Source organism: Isoptericola sp. NPDC055063 (assembly GCF_053608125.1).
In genome coordinates, this window is the sequence record NZ_JBSGUW010000006.1 from 251,112 (window position 1) to 272,445 (window position 21,334).

A 21,334-nucleotide genomic window follows, 5' to 3' on the forward strand; every position below is an offset into this window, starting at 1 on the left:
CGGCCTCGTGGGGGCCGACGGGTTCAGCAGACCGACGGCGTCAGCAGACCGATGGCGTCAGCAGACCCGACGACGTCAGGAGACCAGGGAAGCGGCGACGGCATCGGCCTCCTCGTCGCGCCCGAGGGCTCGCAGCGTGCCCACGAGCTCGTCGGCGACGGCGGTGCGCGCGTCGCGGTCGCCGACCGCGGTCAGGCCCTCCAGGGCCGCTCGCAGCGGGTCCGCGGCCGAGGCGGCGTCTCCGGCCGCGCGTCGGGCGCTGCCGGTCAGCCAGAACGCGTGGGCGGCGTCACGGAGAAGGCCGGCGCGGCCGAGCTCCTCGGCGACGCGCTCCGCCTCGGCCGCCGCCTCCGCGTGCCGGCCGGCGGTCGCGACGAGCCGGGCGCGGACGTCGCGCAGCTGGAGTGCCTCGGCCGTCACCTGTGCGCCGCGCCGCTCGGCCAGCTGCTGCGCGAGGTCGGGTGTGGGCGCCTCGGGGAGCCCGTCCGTCGCGTGCTCGAGGTCGTCGAGGGTTCGCTCGACGGCGGCCACCGCGGCCTCCAGGTCACCGGTGCGCGCCTGTACGGTCGCGGCGGCGCGCACCACCGGGCCCGCGAACACGGGGTCGGTGCCGGCCGCGCGGAGCAGCGCGACCGCGCGAACGAAGGCGGGGGCCGCGCCCTCGTCGTCGCCGAGGACGGCGGCGATCTGCGCCGCCTCGGCGAGCGCGAAGCCGGCGTCCTCGAGCCGGCCCAGCTCTTCAGCGAGGCGTGACGCCTCGAGGTAGGCGCCCGACGCCGCGACGGGGTCCGGGGTCTCCTCCGCGCGGGCCAGGGCCGCGGAGACCGGGTCGGCGTCGACGACCAGGCCGACGTCGATGCCCGCGGGGGACTGCGCGTCGACGCCCGCGGGGAAGTCGGGCACCTCGGTGCCGGCCGCTGGAGCCACCTCGGGGGCCGCCTGGGCGGCGGCGCGGGCCGCCGCGGCGAGCACACCGATCTCGACGGGAAGGAGCCGCGACCGCCGCTCCCACGCGGCCTCCAGGAGCCGTGCGTGCCGGTCGGTGCCGTTGCGTGCGTCGAAGGAGGCTGCGATGGGGGCGACCTGGGCGCGGGCCCAGTCGTCGAGCTCGGCGACCGTGGTCGCGGGGACGCCAGGCAGGCGGACCGCCGTGTCGCCCCGCGTCTCGCGCAGCACCCCGGTGGCGACCGCCACGTGGGTGAGCACCGCGAGCCGCTCGCCCGGTGAGTCGGAGACCGTGAGGTGCTCGGGGTAGGCGTGCAGCAGGCGCAGGGCCCGCTCCGGGTGGCCGGCGCGGGCGAGGAACTCCACGTGCCGGGCGACGGAGATCTCCTTCGACACGGCGGCGTCGAGGTGGCTCATGGCGCTGCGGTGCGCGGCGGCGGCGCCGTCGGCGTCGCCGAGGTCCAGCAGGAGCAGCTCCAGCAGTGCCTCCATGCCCGCCGGCTCGTCCCCGCAGCTCGCTCCCGAGCGTGCGGCGGCGACGACGAGGTCCGCCGCCTCGCGCACCCGGCCCGTCTCGGCCAGGTACTCGGCCTGCTGGCTCGGGGTGCAGGCGGCGCAGTCGGAGAAGCTGTCGCGCGGCGTCGTGATCCAGGTGCGGTAGGCGGCTTCGGTGCCGGGGTCGCCCTGCGAGCGGAGCCAGGCGAACCGCTCGCCCGCCACCGCGCTGGTCCCGTTGCCCGCGAGGGCGTAGCGGCGCTCCATGTCGTCGAGCGTCGCGTCGATCTGAGCGGTCGGGACGGAGGGGAAGCGGGCGAGCAGCCCGACCATCCACTTGAACGACCAGAAGAGCGAGTGCTGGTCGCTGCCGTCGAAGAGCTCCGGGTGCTCGTCCCACCAACGCACCAGCTGCGTGAAGGGCAGGAACGCCTTCTCCGCCTCCGGGGTCGACGTGTACGAGTCGACCAGTGCGAACAGGGCGTACGCCCGCGCCTCGTCCGGCCCCTCCGCGGTGATGCGCGCGGCCTCCTGCTCCGCGGCGGCGCTGCGGGCGACGCCGTACGGCATGCTCATGATCGTCGAGACGGCACTGTTCGCCTCGTCCAGGGTGCGGGTCATCGTGCGTCGTCCTCGGTCTCGTGGCTGGACTGGGTGCCCGGGTGGTGGGGCGGGGCGGGCAGCGCGCGCTCGAGGAGCGTGCGCAGGGCGTCGTCGAGCAGCCCGGCCTCCGGGCCCGCGAGCGGGCGGCCGGAGGCGAGGAGCGCCGTGACGTAGAGCGAGCGGGCCCCGGCCGCGCGGACCGGGGCGTCCCCGGCGGCGAGCAGGGCGCGGACCGTCGGGTTGGCGTCGTTCAGCACCAGCCGTCGTGCCCGGGCCGGCCCGGTGAGGCCGGCGAGGACCGCGCCCCACACGTCCGTGGTGCCGTCGACCGGCGTGGCCGCCTCCCGGGCCTGGCGCGTGTGCTCGCCGTCCCGGTCGGACAGGAGCAGCGCGGGCACCTCGGCGGGCTCGAAGACGCGCAGCTCGACGTCGCAGTCCTGGTCGGCCAGGTCGTCGCGCAGCGCGGACAGGGCGTCCGTCACCTCGAGCTCGCGCACCGGCGCCACCGCCGCGAGGACGGCCTCCAGGTCGCCCGGCGCGACGGGGGCGAGGCGCCAGGCCGGGTGCCGACGGGCGACGCGGGCCAGCAGGTCGGCGTCGTACACGTAGCCCGCGTTGAGCACGGGCAGCCCCTGCGCGGCCGCGACGGCGGCGACCCGGCGGTACTCCTCGACGCTCGTGGTCCACAGCACGCGCGCCGGCGCATCGCCGTCGGCGGGCTGGGCCAGGTCGGCGAGCGTGCGGGTGCCGACGGTGGTCTCGAACGGCAGCACGCGGGCGGCGAGGTCGAGCATCGCGTCGTCCTGCACGGCCAGGGCGCGGACGGCGAGGTGGTGGGTGGACAGGAAGGCGCGGCCCAGCGGCGACGGCTCGGCGAGCGTCTCGATCGTCCAGGCGCGCACGCGCTCGCCGAGCGCCTCGCGCGCGGCGAGCAGGATCTCGTCCTCGAACAGGCCCTCGCGCGACGCCGTCGGGCGCAGCGCCGAGGCGTCCACGACGCAGCGCACGAAGAACGCCCAGTCGGGCAGCAGCCCCTCGACGCCCGTGCCGAGCAGCATCCGCTTGAGCGACACCCGGTGGTGCGCCGAGGTGGACGGGGCGACGGCGGCGGGCAGCACGAAGGCGACGCCCGTGAGGCCCGCGACCGGCAGGTCGAGGTCGACGTGCGCGAGCGGCGTGAAGCCGAGCGTGCGCTCGCAGTACGCGGCCAGCGCGCGGCGGCGCTCGGCGTCGTCCGCGTACGCCCGCCGCCACGGCAGCTCGTCCCCGCTGAGCCGGCGACGGGCGGTGCCGCCGTCGTCCAGGCGCGTCTCGATCGACACGTCCACCGGCAGCAGGCCGCCGAAGTCGGCCGCGAGGGCGGCCACCGTGCCGGGCTCGAGCCAGTGCTCCGCGTCCCGAAGTGGGCGCAGCCGCACGACGCTGCCGGGCTCCGCGGGCGCCTCGGGGTCGGCGGGGTCGAGCTCGGTCAGCTCGTACCGGCCGTCGGCGTAGCCGCGCCAGCGCACGGGCGGCGCCCCGGGGGAGCGGGCCGAGCGCGAGACCAGGTCGATCTCGTCCGCGACCATGAACGCCGACAGCAGCCCGATGCCGAACTGGCCGAGGAACTCCTCGCGCCCGCCCCCGAACCCGCCGCCGAGCGCCCCTTCGAGGGGGTCGGTGGCGGGGTCCAGCGGGTCGTCCCGCTTCGAGCTGCGGCCGATGGTGGCCAGCAGGTCGCGCGCCTCGTCGGCCGTGAGCCCGACGCCCGTGTCGTGCACCTCGAGGCCGCCGTCGTCCAGGGGCCGCAGGAGCACCCGCGCGGGTGCGTCGGGGTCGAGGGCGCGGCGCGCGGTGATCGCGTCCACGCCGTTCTGGAGCAGCTCGCGCAGGTAGACCCGCGGGCTGGAGTACAGGTGCCGGCTGAGCAGCTCGACGAGCCCGCGCAGGTCGACCTGGAACGCGTCGGTGCCGCTGCTCACCGCACGTCGCCGGCGGTCTCGGGCGCGGGGTACCGCTCGTCGAGCGCCTCGAAGAACGACAGGCCTGTGGCGAGGCCGCAGTCGACGATGCGCTCGAGCTGCTCGTCGTTCGCGCCGCTGCGCAGGTCGGTGGCCACCTCGGCGTACACGACGACTCCCGAGCCGTCGTCCTCCGGGCGGGCGAAGACCTTGGGCCAGATCCGCTCCACGTTCCAGGCGTTGAGCATCCCCGTGAGCGCGTCCAGCTCGGCCAGGGGCAGCGTGCGGCTCCAGCGGCCGCGGATCTGCAGGATGCCGCGGGGCTCGCCCACCAGGAGGAAGTAGAACGTGTTGTCGTCCCAGACGCCGCCGAGGTCGCCGTCGTCGTCGATGCCGAAGTACCAGTCCCGGCGCGTCATGAGCGCCTCGAGCCGGTCGCGCGTCAGCGCGGCGGGGGCGGCGGGGGCCGCGTCGGTCGGCTTGGTGAAGTAACCCATGGGTCCTCGGTTCCGTGCGATGGCCAGCGGCGCGCGGGAGATCGTCGCGCCGGGCAGCGGTGGGGGTGGTGAAGGACACCCTATGCAGCCCGTCCGACAAGCGGCCCGGAGCGGGTCGTGGCCCCCGGGCTAGGGTCGTCGCGTGAGCGTTCTGCCCCCCGCACCGAGCCCTGCCCAGAGCCCGGCCCCGAGCCCGCCGGGCGCCCCCGTGGTCGTGGCCGTCGTCGGCCCCACCGCCACCGGGAAGTCCGACCTCGCGCTCGACCTGGCCCAGGCCCTGTCCCCCGAGGGTGAGGCCGACCTGCGGGGCGCGGCCGACGCCGAGGTGGTCAACGCCGACGCCTTCCAGCTCTACCGCGGCATGGACGTCGGCACCGCGAAGGTGCCGAAGGCCGAGCGGCGAGGGATCGCCCACCACCAGCTCGACGTCCTGGACCCCCGCGACGACGCGTCCGTCGCGCGCTACCAGGCCGAGGCCCGCGCCGACCTCGACGCCATCGCGGGGCGCGGCGCCCGTGCCGTCGTCGTGGGCGGGTCCGGCCTCTACGTGCGGGCCCTGCTCGACCACATGGACTTCCCCGGCACCGACCCGGACGTGCGGGCCCGCCTCGAGGAACGCGCCGAGCGCGAGGGGCGGCGCGCGCTGCACGACGAGCTCGCCCGGCTCGACCCCGGCGCCGCCGCGTCGATCGGCCCGCACAACACGCGCCGGATCGTGCGGGCGCTCGAGGTCATCGAGCTCACCGGTCGCCCGTACACCGCCAACCTGCCGCGCCAGGAGCACGTCCGCCCGGCCGTGCAGATCGGGCTGGACTGCGACCGCGCCGTGCTCGACGCCCGGGTGGCCGGCCGGGTGGACCGGATGTGGGACGAGGGCCTGGTCGAGGAGGTGCGGTCGCTCGCGTCGCCCGCGCAGGGCGGGACGGGCGCGGGCATGGGCACGACGGCGGCCCGTGCCGTCGGCTACGCGGAGCTCCTCGCGTGCTGGCGCGGGGAGCTCACCCCGGACGCCGCCCGCGAGGCGATCGTCGCGAACACGCGCCGGCTGGCCCGCAAGCAGATGGGCTGGTTCGGCCGAGACCCGCGCGTGTGCTGGCTCGACGCCGGGTCGCCCGACCTGCTCGAGCAGGCGCTCGCGGTGGTCCGCGCCGCCGACGCCGGCAGGCTGCCTGCGCCCGGCGCGCAGGCCGTGCGCCGTAGTCTGGGCTCATGACGCTGCGCTTCACCAAGGGCCACGGCACCCAGAACGACTTCGTGCTGGTCGCCGACACCCGGGGGGACCTCGAGCTGACCCCCGAGCACGTGCGGCGCCTCACCGACCGCCGCGGCGGGATCGGCGGCGACGGCGTCATCCGCCTGACCCCCACGGCCGCGATCGCGCGCGCCGGGGAGAAGGTCGCCGACGCGGTGCTCGCCGAGGAGCCCACGGCGATCTGGTTCATGGACTACCGCAACGCCGACGGCTCCGTCGCGCAGATGTGCGGCAACGGCGTGCGCGTCTTCACCGCGTTCGCCGAGCAGCTCGGCCTCGCCGACCTCGCCGACGGCCAGGAGCTCGCCCTCGGCACCCGGGCCGGGGTGCGACGGGTCCGCAAGGAGCCCGGCGGCTGGTACGCGGTCGACATGGGGGCCTGGTCCCTGCCGGGCGGGGACGAGGCCGCGCGGCGCGGCGCGGACGCCGCCGTGCTGGTGCGCGACTGGGCGGCGCCGCGGCCCGCCCTGAGCGTCGACATGGGCAACCCGCACACGGTCGTCGCCCTGGCGCGGGAGGAGGAGCTCGCGGACGCCGACCTGACCCGCGCCCCGGAGGTCGACCCGCTGCCCCCCGAGGGCACCAACGTGGAGCTCGTCGTGCCCCTGCCGGAGGCCACGGACGCCGACGGGCGCGCGGTCGGTCGCCTGCGCATGCGGGTGCACGAGCGGGGCGTCGGCGAGACCCGCTCCTGCGGGACGGGCGCGTGCGCCGCGGCGCTCGCGGTGCGCACGTGGGCGCTGGCCGGCGCGGCGGGCCCCGTGCCGGACGTGTGGGAGGTCGAGGTGCCGGGTGGGCTCGTGCGGGTCCGCCTGCTCGACGGCGGGCACGTGGAGCTCGCGGGTCCGGCGGAGCTCGTGTTCAGCGGCGAGACCGAGCTCTGAGACGCCGGTCGGTCAACCGACCCGCAGGACGCGGAAGCCCTTCGACGAGGCGGTGCGCTCGACGTCGCGGCCCAGCTCGTCGACGATCCACCGGGCGAGCGAGTCCGAGCCGAGGTTCTTCTGCACCACCAGCCACGCGGCCGCACCGGGCGCGAGGCGGGGGAGCCACGCGCGCATCAGGTCGTGCAGCACCGCCTTGCCCACGCGGATCGGCGGGTTCGACCAGATCGCGGCGAACCGCACGTCGTCCGGCACCTCCTCGGCGCGCACGGCGCGGACGTTCCCCAGGCCCAGCCGGTCCGCCGTCGAGCGCAGCAGGTCAAGCGCGCGCTCGTTGACGTCCACCGCCCAGACGGTGGCGTCGGGCGAGGTCAGCGCCATCGTGAGGGCGATCGGCCCCCAGCCGCAGCCCAGGTCGAGGAGGTCGCCCGTGGCGGGCGAGGCCGGCACCTCGCGAAGCAGCACCTGGGTGCCCTTGTCCACGCCGCCGGGGGAGAAGACCCCGCCCGCGACGTCCACCTCCACATCCTGGCCCGCGAGCCGGACGACGGCGCGACGGCGCTCGGCGTCCGAGGCCGGGCGCGCGGTGAAGTAGTGGTCGGGCTGCTCGGTCACCCGCCGATCCTAGGTCGCGCGCGGACCCGGGCCGGGTCCCGGACCACGACGCGGCTCGCGAAATTCTCTCCGCCGGGACGATCTGGCGTGGGACCCTTGTTGCAGCAGAAGGACGGCCAGGCCGTCGATCCCGACCCGAGAGGCACACCTTGACCCACACCCCGACCGACCCCGACACCCCGCAGGCCGACGAGAATCCCGGCGCGGAGACCTCCGCGGCCGACCGGCGCGCCGCGGAGCGCGACGCGCAGGCCATCGCGCAGGACGTCGTGGCTCGGGTGCTCGCTCGGGCCGGGACGGCGCGCTCCGAGGGTGCCACGGTGCACACGGCGCACGACGGCGACCAGCTCGACCTGGAGGAGCGCATCTCGCTGCGCCGCGTCGCCGGGCTCTCGACGGAGCTCGAGGACGTCACCGAGGTCGAGTACCGGCAGCTGCGCCTGGAGCGCGTCGTTCTCGTCGGCCTGTACTCCGGCGGCGAGGCGGCGGCCCGTGAGGCGGAGGTCTCGCTCCGCGAGCTCGCGGCCCTCGCCGAGACGGCCGGCTCGCAGGTCCTCGACGGCATGCTGCAGCGCCGTCAGAAGCCCGACCCGGGCACGTACCTCGGCTCCGGCAAGGCGGCCGAGCTGGCCGACGTCGTCGCGACCCTGGGCGCCGACACCGTGGTCGCCGACACCGAGCTGGCCCCCTCCCAGCGGCGTGCGCTGGAGGACATCGTCAAGGTCAAGGTCGTCGACCGGACCGCGCTGATCCTCGACATCTTCGCCCAGCACGCCAAGTCGCGGGAGGGCAAGGCGCAGGTCGAGCTCGCCCAGCTCGAGTACCTGCTGCCGCGCCTGCGCGGCTGGGGCGACTCGATGTCCCGCCAGGCCGGTGGCCAGGTGGGCGGCCAGGGCGCCGGCATGGGCTCCCGCGGCCCCGGTGAGACGAAGATCGAGCTGGACCGTCGGCGGATCCGCAACCGCATGGCCAAGCTGCGTCGCGAGATCGCCGCGATGGCGCCGGGGCGCGAGACGAAGCGGCTCGACCGCAGGCGGCACGGCGTGCCGAACGTCGCGATCGCGGGCTACACCAACGCGGGCAAGTCCTCGCTGCTCAACGCGATGACCGACGCGGGCGTCCTCGTGGAGAACGCCCTGTTCGCCACGCTGGATCCCACCGTCCGCAAGGCGCGCACCGAGGACGGGCGCCCGTACACGCTCACCGACACCGTCGGGTTCGTGCGGCACCTGCCGCACCAGCTCGTCGAGGCGTTCCGTTCCACGCTCGAGGAGGTGGGCGACGCCGCGCTGCTCCTGCACGTGGTCGACGTCTCCCACCCGGACCCCGAGGGGCAGATCGCCGCGGTGCGCGAGGTGCTGGCGGAGATCCCCGGGATCGCCGACGTGCGCGAGGTCGTGGTGCTGAACAAGGCCGACGTCGCCGACCCGGCCGTGGTCGGCCGCGTGCAGCGCCGCGAGCGGCACAGCGTCGTCGTGTCCGCCCACTCGGGCGAGGGCATGGCCGAGCTGCGCGAGCTGGTGGCCGCCGAGCTGCCCCAGCCCCAGGTCGAGATCGATCTCGTGGTGCCGTACTCCCGCGGCGACCTCGTGCACCGCGCGCACGAGACCGGCGGCTCCGTCGCGGAGGAGCACCTCGCCGAGGGCACGCGCCTGCGCGGCCGCGTCGACGAGAGCCTGGCGGCGGAGCTGCGGCACGTCGCCGTCGCGGGCTGAACGTCCGGCCGCGGGCGGCCCCTTCGGGCGCGTCCGCGGCCGTCCACCGTCGTCGGCGCACGGCGTCGGTCGGTCGGTGGCCCGCCCTAGGATCGTCGGGTGACCTCCGCCGACACCCCCGACGCCCAGCAGCTCCTCGACCTGGCGGTGGGGGCGCTCGGCGGCGGCCGGCGCGACGGGCAGCACCAGATGGCGGCGGCCGTCGCGGAGTCCGTCGAGCAAGGCCGGCACCTGCTCGTCCAGGCCGGGACCGGCACCGGCAAGTCGCTCGCCTACCTGGTGCCCGCCGTGCGCCACGCCGTCGTCGACGGCAAGCGCGTCATCGTCTCGACGGCCACCCTGGCGCTCCAGCGCCAGGTCGTGACGCGCGACCTGCCCCTCGTCGCCGAGGCGGTCGGCCCGAAGCTGCCCCGCGCGCCCAAGGTGGCGCTGCTCAAGGGTTGGCACAACTACCTGTGCAAGCACAAGGTCACCGGCGGGTACCCGGTCGAGGGCGCCACCCTGTTCGACCTGCCCGCCGATCCCGGCCCCGGCGAGGGTGCCGGCGCGGAGCAGCACCCTGCGCCCACAGGCGCGCGCGGCCGGGGCGGTCGCGACGACGCCGCCAGCCTCGCCGACCACGTGCGCCGCCTGCACGCCTGGGCGGACGAGACCGACACCGGCGACCGCGACGATCTCGTCCCCGGCGTCCCGGACCGGGCCTGGAGACAGGTCTCGGTCACGGCCCTGGAGTGCCTGGGCCAGCGGTGCCCGCTGCTCACGGAGTGCTTCCCCGAGCACGCCCGTGCGGCGGCGCGCGAGGCGGACGTCGTCGTCACGAACCACGCCATGCTCGGCATCGCGGTCTCCGGCAGCCCGGGTGTCCTGCCCGAGCACGACGCCGTCGTCGTCGACGAGGCCCACGAGCTGGCGGAGCGGGTCACCGCGGCCGCCACCGTGGACCTGTCCCTGACCGTCGTGGAGCACGCCGCGCGCCTCGCGCGCCGCCACGGGGGCACCGAGACCTCGGCGCTCGACGCGGCGTCCCAGCAGCTCGGCACGCTGCTCGCCACGGCCCCGGCGGAGCGCTTCCCCCTGGGCCTGCCCGACGAGCTGCGCGCCGCCGTCGCCGCCGTGCGCGATGCCGCACGCGAGCTCCTCACCCGGCTCAAGCCCGCAGGCGAGTCCAAGGGCCAGTCAGCGCCGGACGCGGGGATGAAGATGGCGCAGTCCGCCGTGCTGCAGCTCTTCGAGGTCGCGGAGCGCATGGCGGCCCAGGACACGACGGCCGACGTCCTGTGGTGCTCCCGGCCGCCCGAGAACGCGCCCTGGGCCGGGGACGGCGTCACCCGGCTGCACGCAGCGCCGCTGGCGGTGGCGGGCCTCATCCGCACCCACCTGCTCGGGGAGGCCACGGGCGTCTTCACCTCCGCGACCCTCGCCCTCGGCGGCACCTTCGACCCGGTGGCGCGGTCCCTGGGCCTCGCGGGGTCGGGCGGCACGGGCGAGACACCGGACTGGACGGGCCTCGACGTGGGCAGCCCCTTCGACTACCCGCGCCAGGGGATCCTCTACGTGGCCCGCCATCTGCCCGCCCCGGGCCGCGAGCCGACCACCGACGCGCAGCTCGACGAGATCGCGGGGCTCGTCAAGGCGGCCGGCGGCCGCACCCTCGGGCTGTTCTCGTCCCGGCGCGCGGCGGTCGCGGCGGCCGAGGCGATGCGCGAGCGGCTCGACGTGCCGATCCTGTGCCAGGGCGACGACCAGCTGCCCACCCTCGTGAAGGCGTTCGCGGACGACCCGGCCACGTGCCTCTTCGGCACCCTCTCGCTCTGGCAGGGCGTGGACGTCCCCGGGCCCAGCTGCCAGCTCGTGCTCGTCGACCGGATCCCGTTCCCGCGCCCCGACGATCCGGTGAAGGCCGCGCGGGCCCGCTCGGTCGAGCAGGCGGGCGGGAACGGGTTCATGCAGGTCTCGGCCACGCACGCCGCCCTCCTGCTGGCCCAGGGGGCGGGACGCCTCGTGCGCACGGGGGACGATCGCGGCGTGGTCGCGGTCCTCGACCCGCGCCTCGCGACGGCCCGCTACGGGTCGTTCCTGACGCGGTCGATGCCAGACTTCTGGCCCACGACCGACGGCGAGCTGGTCCGTGCTGCGCTGCGGCGGCTGGACACCTAGCCTGGGCGCGTGGACGGCACACGCAGCACGACCAAGCTCGCGATCGTCGGCGCCGGCGCGGTGGGCTCCACCCTCGCGTACGCAGCGCTCGCCCGAGGGGCGGCACGCTCCATCGCCCTGATGGACGTCAACCGCGCCAAGGTCGAGGCCGAGGTCCTCGACCTGAGGCACGGGAGCATGTTCATCCCGCAGGCGGAGATCGAAGGCTCCGACGACGTCGAGGTGTGCCGCGGAGCCGACGTCGTGGCCGTCACCGCCGGCGCCAAGCAGAAGCCGGGCCAGAGTCGCCTGGACCTGGCCGAGGCGACGGTGGGCCTCACCCGCACGATCCTGCCGCGGCTGCTGGAGGTCGCGCCGGACGCGATCTACCTCATGGTGACCAACCCCGTCGACGTGGTGACGTACGCGGCGCAGGAGATCAGCGGCCTGCCGGCCGAGCGGGTGTTCGGCAGCGGCACGGTCCTGGACTCCTCCCGGCTGCGCGACGCGCTCGCCCGCCACTGCGGGGTCGCGGTCGGCAACGTGCACGCGAACATCGCGGGCGAGCACGGCGACTCGGAGATCGTGCTGTGGAGCTCGGCGACGATCGCCGGGGTGCCGCTGCTGGACTGGCGCCCCTTCCGTGGTCGGCCGCCGCTCGACGAGCCCGCCCGGCACCGGATCGCCACGGACGTCGTGGAGTCGGCCTACCGGGTCATCGCCGGCAAGGGGGCCACCAACTACGCCGTGGGCCTGGCAGCCACCCGCATCATCGAGGCGGTCCTGAACGACGAGCACCGCGTGATGAACGTGTCGTCCCGCCTGGACGGCTTCTACGGCATCAGCGACGTCTGCCTCTCGGTGCCGTCCCTGGTGGACCGGCGCGGCGTGGCGGAGACGATCGACACCCCGCTGTCCGACGACGAGGTCGCCGGCCTGCGGGCGTCGGCCGAGGGCATGCGCGAGGTGCAGCGCCGGCTCGGGTTCTGACCCGCGACGCGGCCCTGACGCGACTAACCCCCGGCCCGCACGGGCCGGGGGTTCGTCGCGCCGTCGGGGTGCGGCGTCGCGCTCAGAGGCTGCGGAGCACGGCCACCACCCGGCCGAGCACCTGGGCGTCGTCGCCCGGGATGGGGGAGTAGGCGGCATTCTGCGGCATGAGCCACGTGTGCCCGCCGGACTGCTTGAACGTCTTGACCGTCGCCTCGCCGTCGATCATGGCGGCGACGACCTCGCCGTTCTCCGCGACCGGCTGGCTGCGGACGACCACCCAGTCGCCGTCGCAGATGGCCGCGTCGACCATCGAGTCGCCCGCCACCTTGAGCAGGAACAGCTCGCCGTCGCCCACGACCTGGCGGGGGAGCGGGAAGACGTCCTCGACGACCTGCTCGGCGAGGATCGGGCCGCCCGCCGCGATCCGGCCCACGAGCGGGACGTAGGACGGGGCCTCGGCGGGCTGTGCGTCGGAGCCCGCGACCGAGCCGGCGGCGAACCCCGGGGTGCGCGGCGCGAACGCCGGGGTCCCGCCGTCGGTCGCGGCGGGTGCCTCGGGGTCGACGACCTCGATCGCGCGGGGCCGGTTCGGGTCACGGCGCAGGAAGCCCTTGCGCTCCAGCGTCGTCAGCTGATGCTTGACGGACGAGGGGCTGGCGAGACCCACGGCCTCGCCGATCTCCCGCATGGTCGGGGGGTAGCCGCGGTCCTCGACGGAGCGGCGGATCGTCTCGAGCACACGGCGCTGGCGCGGCGTGAGCCGGTCGGCCGCCGGGGCGATCTCGCTCACCGAGGCGAGCGCCGTCTCCGCTGTCGACGTGTCCTCAGGGGTCTCCTGCTGCGCCGGCCACGGCGTGGCAACCGTCGTGGACGCCGGGGCGTGGTCCCGTCCGCTGGTCATCGCGTTCTCCGTCCTGCAGGGGCGCGGCCCGCTGACGGGCCGATGAAATCCGACAAACCTTCCATCGCGCTGCTGGTCACTCTAGGCCAGTTCCGGCCCGACATCAAACATCTGTTCGATCAGGCCTCGACCGTGTCGTCGTGACGTGGTACACCTAGTACAGCCGTTCGACGTACAGGTGTTCGACGAACGGCTGTTCGACGGCAGTCGCCCGACCGGCGGCGACGCGACGTGAACCGGAGGTAGGACGATGCAGAACGCGCCCAGCACCACCGAAGCTCCGGGGTTCCTCGGGCTCGGCGGCCTCCGGCTCACGCGACGCGGGCGTGTCGTGGTCGCCGCGCTCGTCCTTCTCGTCCTCGTCGGCGCGGGCCTGGTCGGCCAGCGCGCGGTGGCGGACGCTCCCGGGTCGGGCGTGGAGGTCCGGCTCCACACGGTCCAGCCGGGCGAGACGCTGTGGCAGTACGCCCGCGCGGTCCGGGACTCGGGCGAGGACCTGCGCGACGTCGTCGCGGACCTCCGCCAGCTGAACGGCCTCACGACGGCGGAGCTGCAGGCCGGTCAGGTGGTGCTCCTGCCCGAGGACTGAGGGCGCGCGGCACGACCCGGCGCCGCGAAGATGCGAGGATGGACCCTGCTTGCGCCGGGCGCGGCGTCCCGCATACCTTGTCGGGCAGCCGGGCGCCGGTCCGGAGCCGAGCGCAGGAGACCAGCGATGCACTGCCCGTTCTGCCGCCACGAGGACTCGCGAGTCATCGACTCGCGCACCTCCGACGACGGTTCGTCGATCCGCCGACGGCGGCAGTGCCCGGCGTGCCAGCGCCGCTTCACCACGATCGAGACGGCGAGCCTGTCGGTCGCCAAGCGTTCCGGCGTGACCGAGCCGTTCAGCCGCGACAAGGTGGTCGCGGGCGTGCGCAAGGCGTGCCAGGGCCGGCCCGTGAGCTCCGACGACCTGGCTCTGCTGGCGCAACGGGTCGAGGAGACGCTGCGTGCGTCGGGCCGCCCCGAGATCGAGGCGAACGAGGTCGGGCTGGCCATCCTCGGGCCCCTGCGCGAGCTGGACGAGGTCGCCTACCTGCGATTCGCGAGCGTGTACCAGTCATTCGAGTCCCTGGAGGACTTCGAGAGCGCGATCACGTCCCTGCGGGCGGAGCGCGAGGCGCGGGCCGAGGACGCGGGGCAGGACGAGGACGTCGAGACGGGTGGCGCCGAGCCCGCGGTCGCCGGCCGGGACGCGTCGCGCTGAGGCGAGGCCCCTCCCGGGGTCCCCGAGCCGCCTCGCGGCGCCGGGTTCGCCCGCTCCGGGCGAAATGCCCTTGGCGCGACGCGCGGGGGTGGAGCATGCTGGACGGCACCAGGTGCTGCGCGGTCCGCCGTGCGAGCACGTCCACCCCGACGACGACGAGGTGATCGTGATGACGACGGACGACTCCAGGGCGGCCAAGCCCAGCGAGGACACGAAGGCGCGCTTCCGGGAGGCGCTGGAGCGGAAGAACGCCGCCAGCCACCCGACCGCCGGCAAGGACGGCAACACCGGCCAGGTGCACGGCTCGGAGACCTCCGGCCCGGTGCAGAAGATGTTCCGCCGCAAGTCCGGCTGAGCGGGCCGGTCCCACCACGACGCGAGGGCGTCCCCGGAGTCCCGGGGACGCCCTCGGCGCGTGTCGGCGGGTGTGCCCGTCGCGTCAGCCCGCGGCGGGGCCGGGCGGGAACTCGGGCCGCTCGAAGGCGTCGCGGATGCGCAGGCGGATCGTGGACGGCATGGCCTGCAGCTTGGCCGACGCGCCGCGCTGGGTGACGTCGGAGATGTCCGTGACGACGTAGCCGACCTCGCCGCGGGTGGCGAGCATCTGCGCCTCGATGTTGGCGCCGTGGTCCGCGAAGACCTGGTTCACCGCGGCGAGGACGCCCGGGACGTTGCGGTGCAGCAGCATGATGCGGCCCACGCCGGTGTGCGCGAGCTGCAGGTTCGGCAGGTTGACGGACAGGGTGGTGGACCCGGTCGCCATGAAGTCGCGGAGCTTCTTCGACACGAACTCTCCGATGGCCTCCTGCGCCTCCTCCGTGGAGCCGCCGACGTGCGGCGTGAGGATGACGTTCGGCAGGCCGCGCAGCGGGGAGGTGAACCCGTCACCGCGCTTCTTCGGCTCGGTGGGGAAGACGTCGACGGCGGCGCCGCCCAGGTGGCCGGACAGGATGTGCTGCCGCAGGGCCTCGACGTCGACCACGAACCCGCGCGAGAGGTTGAGGAAGATCGCGCCCGGCTTCATCCCCGCGAACAGGTCCGCGCCGAAGAGGCCCGCGTTGCCGGGGCGCCCGTCGACGTGGATCGTCACGGCGTCGGCCTCGGCGAGCAGCTCCTCGATCGTCTCGACGCGGTGGGCGTTGCCCAGCGCGAGCTTCTCGGCGGTGTCGTAGAAGACGACCCGCATGCCGAGGTTCTCGGCGAGGACCGACAGCTGGGAGCCGATGTTCCCGTACCCGATGATGCCGAGCGTGCGACCGCGCACCTCGTGCGAGCCCTCCGCGGTCTTGTCCCACACGCCGTCGTGCAGCGACTTGTCGCGCACGGTGAGGCGTCGGGTCAGCGCGATGATCTCGGAGATCGCGAGCTCCACCACGGAGCGCGTGTTGGAGTAGGGCGCGTTGAACACCGCGACCCCGTGGGCCGCGGCGGCCTCGAGGTCGATCTGGTTGGTCCCGATGGAGAAGGTGCCGACGGCCTGCAGGCCGGGCACGCTCTGGAGGACCTTGCGGGTCACGGTGGTCTTGGACCGGATGCCGAGGATCTGGAAGTCCGCGAGGGACTCGATCAGCTCGGCCTCGTCGAGCGCGCCGGGGCGCGTGACGACCTCGATGCCCGCATCACGAAGATTCTGGGCAGCGACAGGGTGGACGTTCTCGAGAAGGAGGGCTCGCAGCACGAGGCCATGGTGCGCCCCGCGGCACCACGCCCACAAACGCGTCTCACCATTCCGGCGTCACGTCCGGCGTCACGCCGCGGCGAGCTCCACGATCCCCGCGGGCAGCGGCTGCTCGTGCACGACGACGAGGCGCTGGGTGGGCCGCGTCATCGCCACGTAGAGGTCGGAGGCCCCGCCGGGGCCGCCCGTGACGGCGACCGGCTCGACCAGCACGACGGCGTCGAACTCGAGACCCTTCGTCTCCCGCGGGTCGAGCACGACCACCTGGGCGTCCTCCGGCCTCTGGGCGAGGAGGCGGTCCGCCTCGGCGCGGCCGAGGGCCTCGGGGAGGATCGCCTCGACGGCCTCGCGCAGCGCGGCGACCTGCTGCGCGGCCGCGACGACGGCGACGCGGCCCGCGCCGTCCGGCCCCACGAACTCGGCCGCCAGCGCGGCCACCTGGTCGCGGACCGCCTGGACGAGCACGGGGCGCGCCGCCCCGGAGGGCGTGACCCGTGCCAGCTCCAGCGCGCCGGGCACCTCGCGGGCCGCCGTGAGGGGCGACGTCGGCAGCCCGGCGGCGGCCGCCATGCGCTGCGCGGCGTCGGCGACAGCGGCCGGCGTGCGGTAGCTCACGGTCAGCTCCTCGAGCCGCCAGGAGTCGCCGAGCACGGGGCCGAGGGCCTGGCCCCAGGACCGCGCCCCCGCCGCGGACGACGTCTGGGCGACGTCCCCGACGATCGTCATCGAGCGGGTCGGCACCCGTCGCACGAGCATGCGCCAGGCCATGGGGGACAGCTCCTGCGCCTCGTCGACCACGACGTGCCCGTAGGTCCACGTGCGGTCCTCGGCGGCGCGCTCGGCCGTCGTCAGGCGCGGCCCGGTCGACTCGAAGCGGGACGCCAGGGTCTCGGCGTCCACGAGGCCGCCGCCGGCGCCGGTCGACTCGAGCACCGAGCGGGCGTACTCGAGCTCGGCCGCGCGCTCCGCGGCGCGGGCCTTCGCCTCGGCGCGAGCGATGGAGCCGTCCTCGCCGAGCAGCTCGGCGGCCTCGTCGAGCAGGGGGACGTCGGCCTCGGTCCACGGCGCGTCGGGCTCACGCCGCAGCGTCGCCCGCTCGCGGGCGGACAGCTCGGGGGCGGCCTCGGCGAGCCGGTGGGGCTTCGCGAAGAGGTCGGCGACGAGCTTCTCGGGCGAGATCGGGAACCACGCGAGGTTGAGCGCCACCCGCACGTCGCGGTGCGAGCGCAGGTCCTCCGTGACCATCGCGACGTCCTCGGGCGCGAGCTCGGTGTCCGCCGCGGCCCGGTACTGGTCGACCAGGCGGGCGAGCATGTCGCGCACGAACGACGCGCGGGCCTCGTTGTGCGGCTTGTGGGTGCGGCGGGCGCGCGCGATCGCGTCGCGCACGTCGCGGCGGCGCACGACGAGGTCGTAGCCCTCGAGCCGGAACCGCACGTCGCGCTCGGGGACGCGCTCGCGGGCGCGTACCGCACGGCGCACGACCTCCCGCCACAGGAGGCGGCCCTTGATCTCGGTGGCCGCGGGGCCGTCGACGGCGGTGGCCCGGATGCCGGGGAGCAGCTCGCCGACGGTCGTGGCCACCACGCCGGTCTCGCCGAGCGAGGGCAGCACCTGGTCGATGTAGCGCAGGAACGCGCGGCTCGGGCCGACCAGCAGCACGCCGCTGCGCTCCAGGACGCGGCGGTGCGCGTACAGCAGGTAGGCGGCGCGGTGCAGCGCGACGGCCGTCTTGCCCGTCCCCGGCCCGCCCTGCACGACGAGCGCGCCTGCGAGCTCGGCGCGGATGATCCGGTCCTGCTCGCCCTGGATGGTCGCGACGATGTCGGTCATCCGGCCGGTGCGGCGTGCGGCCAGCGACGCGAGCAGGGCTCCCTCGCCGGAGAGCGTCGAGGCCGCGAGCGTGCCGTCGCCGTCCTCGCCGTCGGCGGCCTGCAGGGCGTCGAGGTCGAGCACCTCGTCCTCGAGGCCGGTGACGCTGCGCCCGGAGGTCACGAGGTGCCGCCGGCGCCGGACGCCGGCGGGGTGCAGCGCCGTCGCTCGGTAGAACGGGGTCGCGGCGGGCGCGCGCCAGTCCGTCAGGAGCGAGCGGTGGTCGGCGTCGGCCAGGCCGATGCGACCGACGTAGCGGGTGCCGCCGTCGTCGAGGTCGAGCCGCCCGAAGGCGAGCCGGTCCTCGACGGCGTCGAGCTGTGCCACCCGGTCCTCGTAGAGCGTCGCGAACGCGTCCCGCTCGCTGCGGTTCTGGGGCGAGCCCGAGGGGCCCGAGCGGCGGACCTCCGCGAGCCGGTCGCGCGTCGCGCGCCGCAGCTCGTCCAGTCGGGCGTAGAGGGTGTCGACGACACCCTGCTCGCGTGCCAGCTCGTCGTGCCTGCCCGCCACGCATCCTCCCAGCGTCCTTCGCCGCGCTCGTCGGGTGGCGCGGCCCCGTTGCGGCGGACCATCATTGCAGATGCCGAGGGGCCCTGGGTGCACGGTCCGTGCGACCGCCCCGGCACACGGTCCGGACGAAGGTCCCCGACGCTCGCCCGGCCTGCCCCGGTCGTGGGGCGACGCGCCGGGCGCCGGGCTCCGGGCGTGCGGCGGCGTCGGGGCTAGGATCTGGCGCATGAGCAGCGGCGACGTCCTGCGCGCAGGGTCCGAGGGACCCGCCGAAGACGCGACGGCGACCGTGCTCCTCGTGGAGGACGACGACGGGGACGCGCTGCTCGTGACGGAGCTGCTCGACGACGCCGAGGTGGCGGTCGTGCTGCGGCGCGCCCGGTCGGTCGCCGAGGCAGTCGAGGCTCTGTCACGGCCCGGCGGGTCGCCCGGCGTGGACTGCGTCCTGCTGGACCTCGGTCTGCCCGACGCCGTCGGGCTCACGGCGGTGTCCCGGCTGCGCGAGGTCGCCGAGCGCGTGCACGACGTCCCCGCGCTCGTGGTGCTCACCGGTCTCACCGGGGGCGACCAGGGGCTGCAGGCCGTCGCCGCGGGCGCGGACGACTACCTGGTGAAGGGCGAGACGGACGCCGGGCTGCTGGGCCGGTCGCTGCGTTACGCGCTGCAGCGTCGTCGCTCGGCGGCCCAGCAGCGCGCGCTGTACCGCAGCGCGGTCCGGGCGGAGGAGACCGCGCGCCTCGAGCGCGCGCTGCTGCCCAACCCGCTGGTGGGGGACGAGCGCGTCTCGGTCATGGTGGGGTACCTGCCGGGCGGCGGCGGCCTGCTCGGGGGCGACTTCTTCGACACCGTCGAGCGGCCGGACGGGAGCGTCCTGTCGGTCGTGGGCGACGTCGCGGGCCACGGCCCCGACGAGGCGGCCCTCGGCGCCACGCTGCGCACGGCGTGGCGCACGCTCGTGCTGACCGGGACCCCGCCGGAGCATGTCCTCGAGCAGCTGGAGCGGGTGCTCCTCACGGAGCGGGCGCGCCCCGAGGTCTTCGTGACGCTGGCCCAGGTGGTCGTCACGCCCGACCGGTCGGGCGTGGACCTCTACCTGGCCGGGCACCTGCCGCCCCTGCTCATCACCGGTCCTGTGGGCGACCTGCGCTGCGAGCTGCTCGCGCCGACCGGCCGCGGGCGCGCGCTGGGAGTGCCGGTCGAGGGCGGCTGGCGGCCGCGGCGCATCGACCTCGACGGGCCGTTCGCCCTCATGCTCTACACCGACGGGCTGGTGGAGGCCGAGGTGCACGCGGGCCCGCCCACCGCCGGGGGCGGCCCGGCGGGGGAGCCGCCGGTGGACGGGCTGGGCCGGGACGCGCTGGGGCTCGCGGCGCTGCAGGGAGGGCGGGGAGCACCTGTCGGACCGCTGCGCCGGCGGGTGCCCCGGCTCGGGCAGTCGGGCCTGCACGACCTCGTCGCCGACGACCTGGACCGGCACGGGATCGTCGGCGTCGTCGAGCGCGTGCTGCGGCGGGTGCGGGCGCTGCACGGCGGCCCGCTGACCGACGACGCGGCGCTGCTCGTGCTCGGCTGGACGGGCCGCGACACCCCGTACCTGGGGGAGCGGTCGTCGACCCTCGCCGACTCTGCCGAGTGGGCCCGCCCGTGAGACGCGACCGCCCGCTGCACGACGTCGTCCTGCGGCTCCTGCTCATCGTCGGCGCGGTGCTGCTCCTCGCCCTCGGCGTGGCGCTCGTGGCCGTCCAGCGGTCCATCTCGCTGCTCAAGGTCGGGGCCGGGAACGAGGCGGTGGACGCGGCGAACGCCTGGCACCGGGTGCTGCTCGTGGTGGTCGTCGTCCTGGTGCTCCTCGTCGTGCTCATGGGGTGGTTCATGTGGCGCGCCCTGCAGCGCGGGGTGACGCGGCCGCTCGCCCGGCTGGCGGACTCGGTGCGGGCGGCCGCCACCGGGGCGCACGACCACGAGATCCGGGTCGAGGGCACCGGGGAGGTCGCGGCCCTCGCGGCGGACGTGGAGCACATGCGGCGGGAGCTGGTGGCGCAGGTGGCGGAGGTGCGCGCGTCGCACGCCGAGACCGAGCGGACGCACGCTCAGCTCGCCGAGCAGGCGCGGGAGCTCGCCCGTTCCAACCTGGAGCTCGCGCGCTCGAACCGTGACCTGGAGCAGTTCGCGTACGTCGCGTCGCACGACCTGCAGGAGCCGCTGCGCAAGGTCGCGAGCTTCACCCAGCTGCTGCAGAAGCGCTACGGCGAGCAGCTGGACGACCGGGCGGACCAGTACATCGCGTTCGCCGTCGACGGCGCGCTGCGCATGCAGCGGCTCATCCAGGACCTCCTGGCGTTCTCGCGCGTCGGGCGCTCCGGCGGCCCGAAGGAGGAGGTCGACCTCGAGCAGGTCCTCGAGCAGGTCCGGCACGACCTGGGCGAGCGGATCGCCGAGGCGGGGGCGGAGATCAGCCACGACCCGCTGCCGGTGGTGCACGGCGAGCGGGCGCTGCTGGCGATGCTGCTGACGAACGTCGTGGGCAACGCCGTGAAGTTCCGGGACCCCGACCGACCCCCGCACGTCCACGTGTCGGCCCGTCGCCTGCCCGCGCCGGAGGCCGGCTGGGAGGTGTCGTGCGCGGACAACGGGATCGGGATCGACCCGCAGTACGCGGAGCGGGTCTTCGTCATCTTCCAGCGCCTGCACCCCAAGGACGTGTACACGGGCACCGGCATCGGGCTCGCCCTGGTCAAGCGGGTGGTCGAGCACCACGGCGGGCGGGTCTGGCTCGAGCCGTCGGACGGCGGCGGGACCACCGTCCGCTGGACCCTGCCCGACAGCGACGAGGCGGCCGACGCCATCGTCGGCTAGGCTCGGGGAACGTCGCTGACCTGCGACGACGCACCTGGAGTGCGCCCCGACCGGGGGCTCGACGACGGCGAGGAGTGGCGATGGCGGACCAGCAGGCGGGTATCGAGGTCCTCCTCGTCGAGGACGACCCGGGCGACGTGCTGATGACCCGGGAGGCGTTCGAGGAGCACAAGGTCGTCAACCGGCTCTCGGT

The 21,334-nt window shown here is 75.5% G+C and carries 17 protein-coding genes and 1 pseudogene; 11 read left to right on the top strand and 7 right to left on the bottom strand.

All coding sequences use genetic code 11. From position 1 onward, the window contains the following. Nucleotides 1–75: 75 nt before the first annotated feature. The 3 genes from ACWF41_RS09725 to ACWF41_RS09735 are packed head-to-tail and all read right to left on the bottom strand — an operon-like array spanning nucleotide 76 to nucleotide 4,480. Nucleotides 76–2,061 carry a hypothetical protein gene (locus tag ACWF41_RS09725; RefSeq protein WP_380315780.1) on the bottom strand — a complete coding sequence of 662 codons (1,986 nt, stop codon included), beginning with the start codon at nucleotides 2,059–2,061 and terminating at the stop codon, nucleotides 76–78. Then, nucleotides 2,058–4,004: an HSP90 family protein gene (locus tag ACWF41_RS09730; protein WP_380315778.1), complete on the bottom strand. Its 1,947-nt coding sequence runs from the start codon at nucleotides 4,002–4,004 to the stop codon at nucleotides 2,058–2,060. The genes ACWF41_RS09725 and ACWF41_RS09730 overlap by 4 nt, the downstream gene beginning before the upstream one ends. Beyond that, entirely contained in the window at nucleotides 4,001–4,480 is a 480-nt protein-coding gene (locus ACWF41_RS09735; RefSeq protein WP_380315776.1) for a type III secretion system chaperone family protein, read from the bottom strand. Before ACWF41_RS09735 ends, ACWF41_RS09730 begins: the two co-directional genes overlap by 4 nt. A gap of 151 nt (nucleotides 4,481–4,631) precedes the next feature. On the opposite strand from ACWF41_RS09735, the gene miaA reads away from it, so the two are divergent. Beyond that, complete coding sequence (miaA, locus tag ACWF41_RS09740) at nucleotides 4,632–5,693, top strand: tRNA (adenosine(37)-N6)-dimethylallyltransferase MiaA (protein ID WP_380315876.1); 1,062 nt, start codon at nucleotides 4,632–4,634, stop codon at nucleotides 5,691–5,693. After that, nucleotides 5,690–6,616, top strand: a complete 927-nt coding sequence (gene dapF, locus ACWF41_RS09745) for a diaminopimelate epimerase (protein WP_380315773.1) — start codon at nucleotides 5,690–5,692, stop codon at nucleotides 6,614–6,616. Before miaA ends, dapF begins: the two co-directional genes overlap by 4 nt. Before the next feature lie 12 nt (nucleotides 6,617–6,628). Here dapF and ACWF41_RS09750 read toward each other — a convergent pair whose 3' ends face one another. Then, the gene (locus tag ACWF41_RS09750; protein WP_380315770.1) at nucleotides 6,629–7,231 is read right to left on the bottom strand and encodes a class I SAM-dependent methyltransferase; all 603 of its coding nucleotides are present in this window, start codon (nucleotides 7,229–7,231) and stop codon (nucleotides 6,629–6,631) included. Between the two features lie 149 nt (nucleotides 7,232–7,380). Between ACWF41_RS09750 and hflX the strand changes: the two genes are divergently transcribed. The 3 genes from hflX to ACWF41_RS09765 all read left to right on the top strand — a co-directional run bounded on the left by hflX (nucleotide 7,381) and on the right by ACWF41_RS09765 (nucleotide 12,072). Further along, nucleotides 7,381–8,946, top strand: coding sequence for a GTPase HflX (gene hflX / locus ACWF41_RS09755; RefSeq protein WP_380315767.1), 1,566 nt, complete (start codon nucleotides 7,381–7,383; stop codon nucleotides 8,944–8,946). Nucleotides 8,947–9,045: 99 nt separating this feature from the next. Beyond that, entirely contained in the window at nucleotides 9,046–11,103 is a 2,058-nt protein-coding gene (locus tag ACWF41_RS09760; RefSeq protein ID WP_380315764.1) for an ATP-dependent DNA helicase, read from the top strand. A 9-nt stretch (nucleotides 11,104–11,112) separates the two neighbouring features. Next, complete coding sequence (locus ACWF41_RS09765) at nucleotides 11,113–12,072, top strand: L-lactate dehydrogenase (protein ID WP_380315761.1); 960 nt, start codon at nucleotides 11,113–11,115, stop codon at nucleotides 12,070–12,072. 82 nt (nucleotides 12,073–12,154) lie between these two features. On the opposite strand, the gene lexA is transcribed toward ACWF41_RS09765, so the two are convergent. Next, nucleotides 12,155–12,976: a transcriptional repressor LexA gene (gene lexA, locus ACWF41_RS09770; RefSeq protein ID WP_380315758.1), complete on the bottom strand. Its 822-nt coding sequence runs from the start codon at nucleotides 12,974–12,976 to the stop codon at nucleotides 12,155–12,157. Between the two features lie 250 nt (nucleotides 12,977–13,226). Between lexA and ACWF41_RS09775 the strand changes: the two genes are divergently transcribed. The 3 genes from ACWF41_RS09775 (at nucleotide 13,227) to ACWF41_RS09785 (ending at nucleotide 14,580) form a co-directional block, all read left to right on the top strand. Continuing rightward, complete coding sequence (locus tag ACWF41_RS09775; protein ID WP_380315755.1) at nucleotides 13,227–13,565, top strand: LysM peptidoglycan-binding domain-containing protein; 339 nt, start codon at nucleotides 13,227–13,229, stop codon at nucleotides 13,563–13,565. Nucleotides 13,566–13,691: 126 nt separating this feature from the next. After that, nucleotides 13,692–14,225, top strand: a complete 534-nt coding sequence (gene nrdR / locus ACWF41_RS09780) for a transcriptional regulator NrdR (protein WP_380315752.1) — start codon at nucleotides 13,692–13,694, stop codon at nucleotides 14,223–14,225. Between the two features lie 169 nt (nucleotides 14,226–14,394). Beyond that, a complete protein-coding gene (locus ACWF41_RS09785) occupies nucleotides 14,395–14,580 on the top strand; it encodes a DUF5302 domain-containing protein (RefSeq protein ID WP_380315749.1) in 186 nt (61 codons plus the stop codon). A gap of 84 nt (nucleotides 14,581–14,664) precedes the next feature. Here ACWF41_RS09785 and serA read toward each other — a convergent pair whose 3' ends face one another. Next, nucleotides 14,665–15,903: a phosphoglycerate dehydrogenase gene (gene serA, locus ACWF41_RS09790; protein ID WP_380315746.1), complete on the bottom strand. Its 1,239-nt coding sequence runs from the start codon at nucleotides 15,901–15,903 to the stop codon at nucleotides 14,665–14,667. Nucleotides 15,904–15,972: 69 nt separating this feature from the next. Next, on the bottom strand, nucleotides 15,973–18,285 hold the full coding sequence (locus ACWF41_RS09795; RefSeq protein WP_380315743.1) for a HelD family protein: 2,313 nt from the start codon (nucleotides 18,283–18,285) through the stop codon (nucleotides 15,973–15,975). Nucleotides 18,286–18,511: 226 nt separating this feature from the next. On the opposite strand from ACWF41_RS09795, the gene ACWF41_RS09800 reads away from it, so the two are divergent. The 3 genes and pseudogenes from ACWF41_RS09800 to ACWF41_RS09810 form a co-directional block, all read left to right on the top strand. Next, nucleotides 18,512–19,933 (top strand): PP2C family protein-serine/threonine phosphatase, encoded by a 1,422-nt coding sequence (locus tag ACWF41_RS09800; protein ID WP_380315740.1) that lies wholly within the window; start codon nucleotides 18,512–18,514, stop codon nucleotides 19,931–19,933. Then, complete coding sequence (locus tag ACWF41_RS09805) at nucleotides 19,930–21,141, top strand: sensor histidine kinase (protein ID WP_380315737.1); 1,212 nt, start codon at nucleotides 19,930–19,932, stop codon at nucleotides 21,139–21,141. Before ACWF41_RS09800 ends, ACWF41_RS09805 begins: the two co-directional genes overlap by 4 nt. 80 nt (nucleotides 21,142–21,221) lie before the next feature. Continuing rightward, nucleotides 21,222–21,334, top strand: a pseudogene (locus ACWF41_RS09810) (response regulator); the annotation flags it as partial.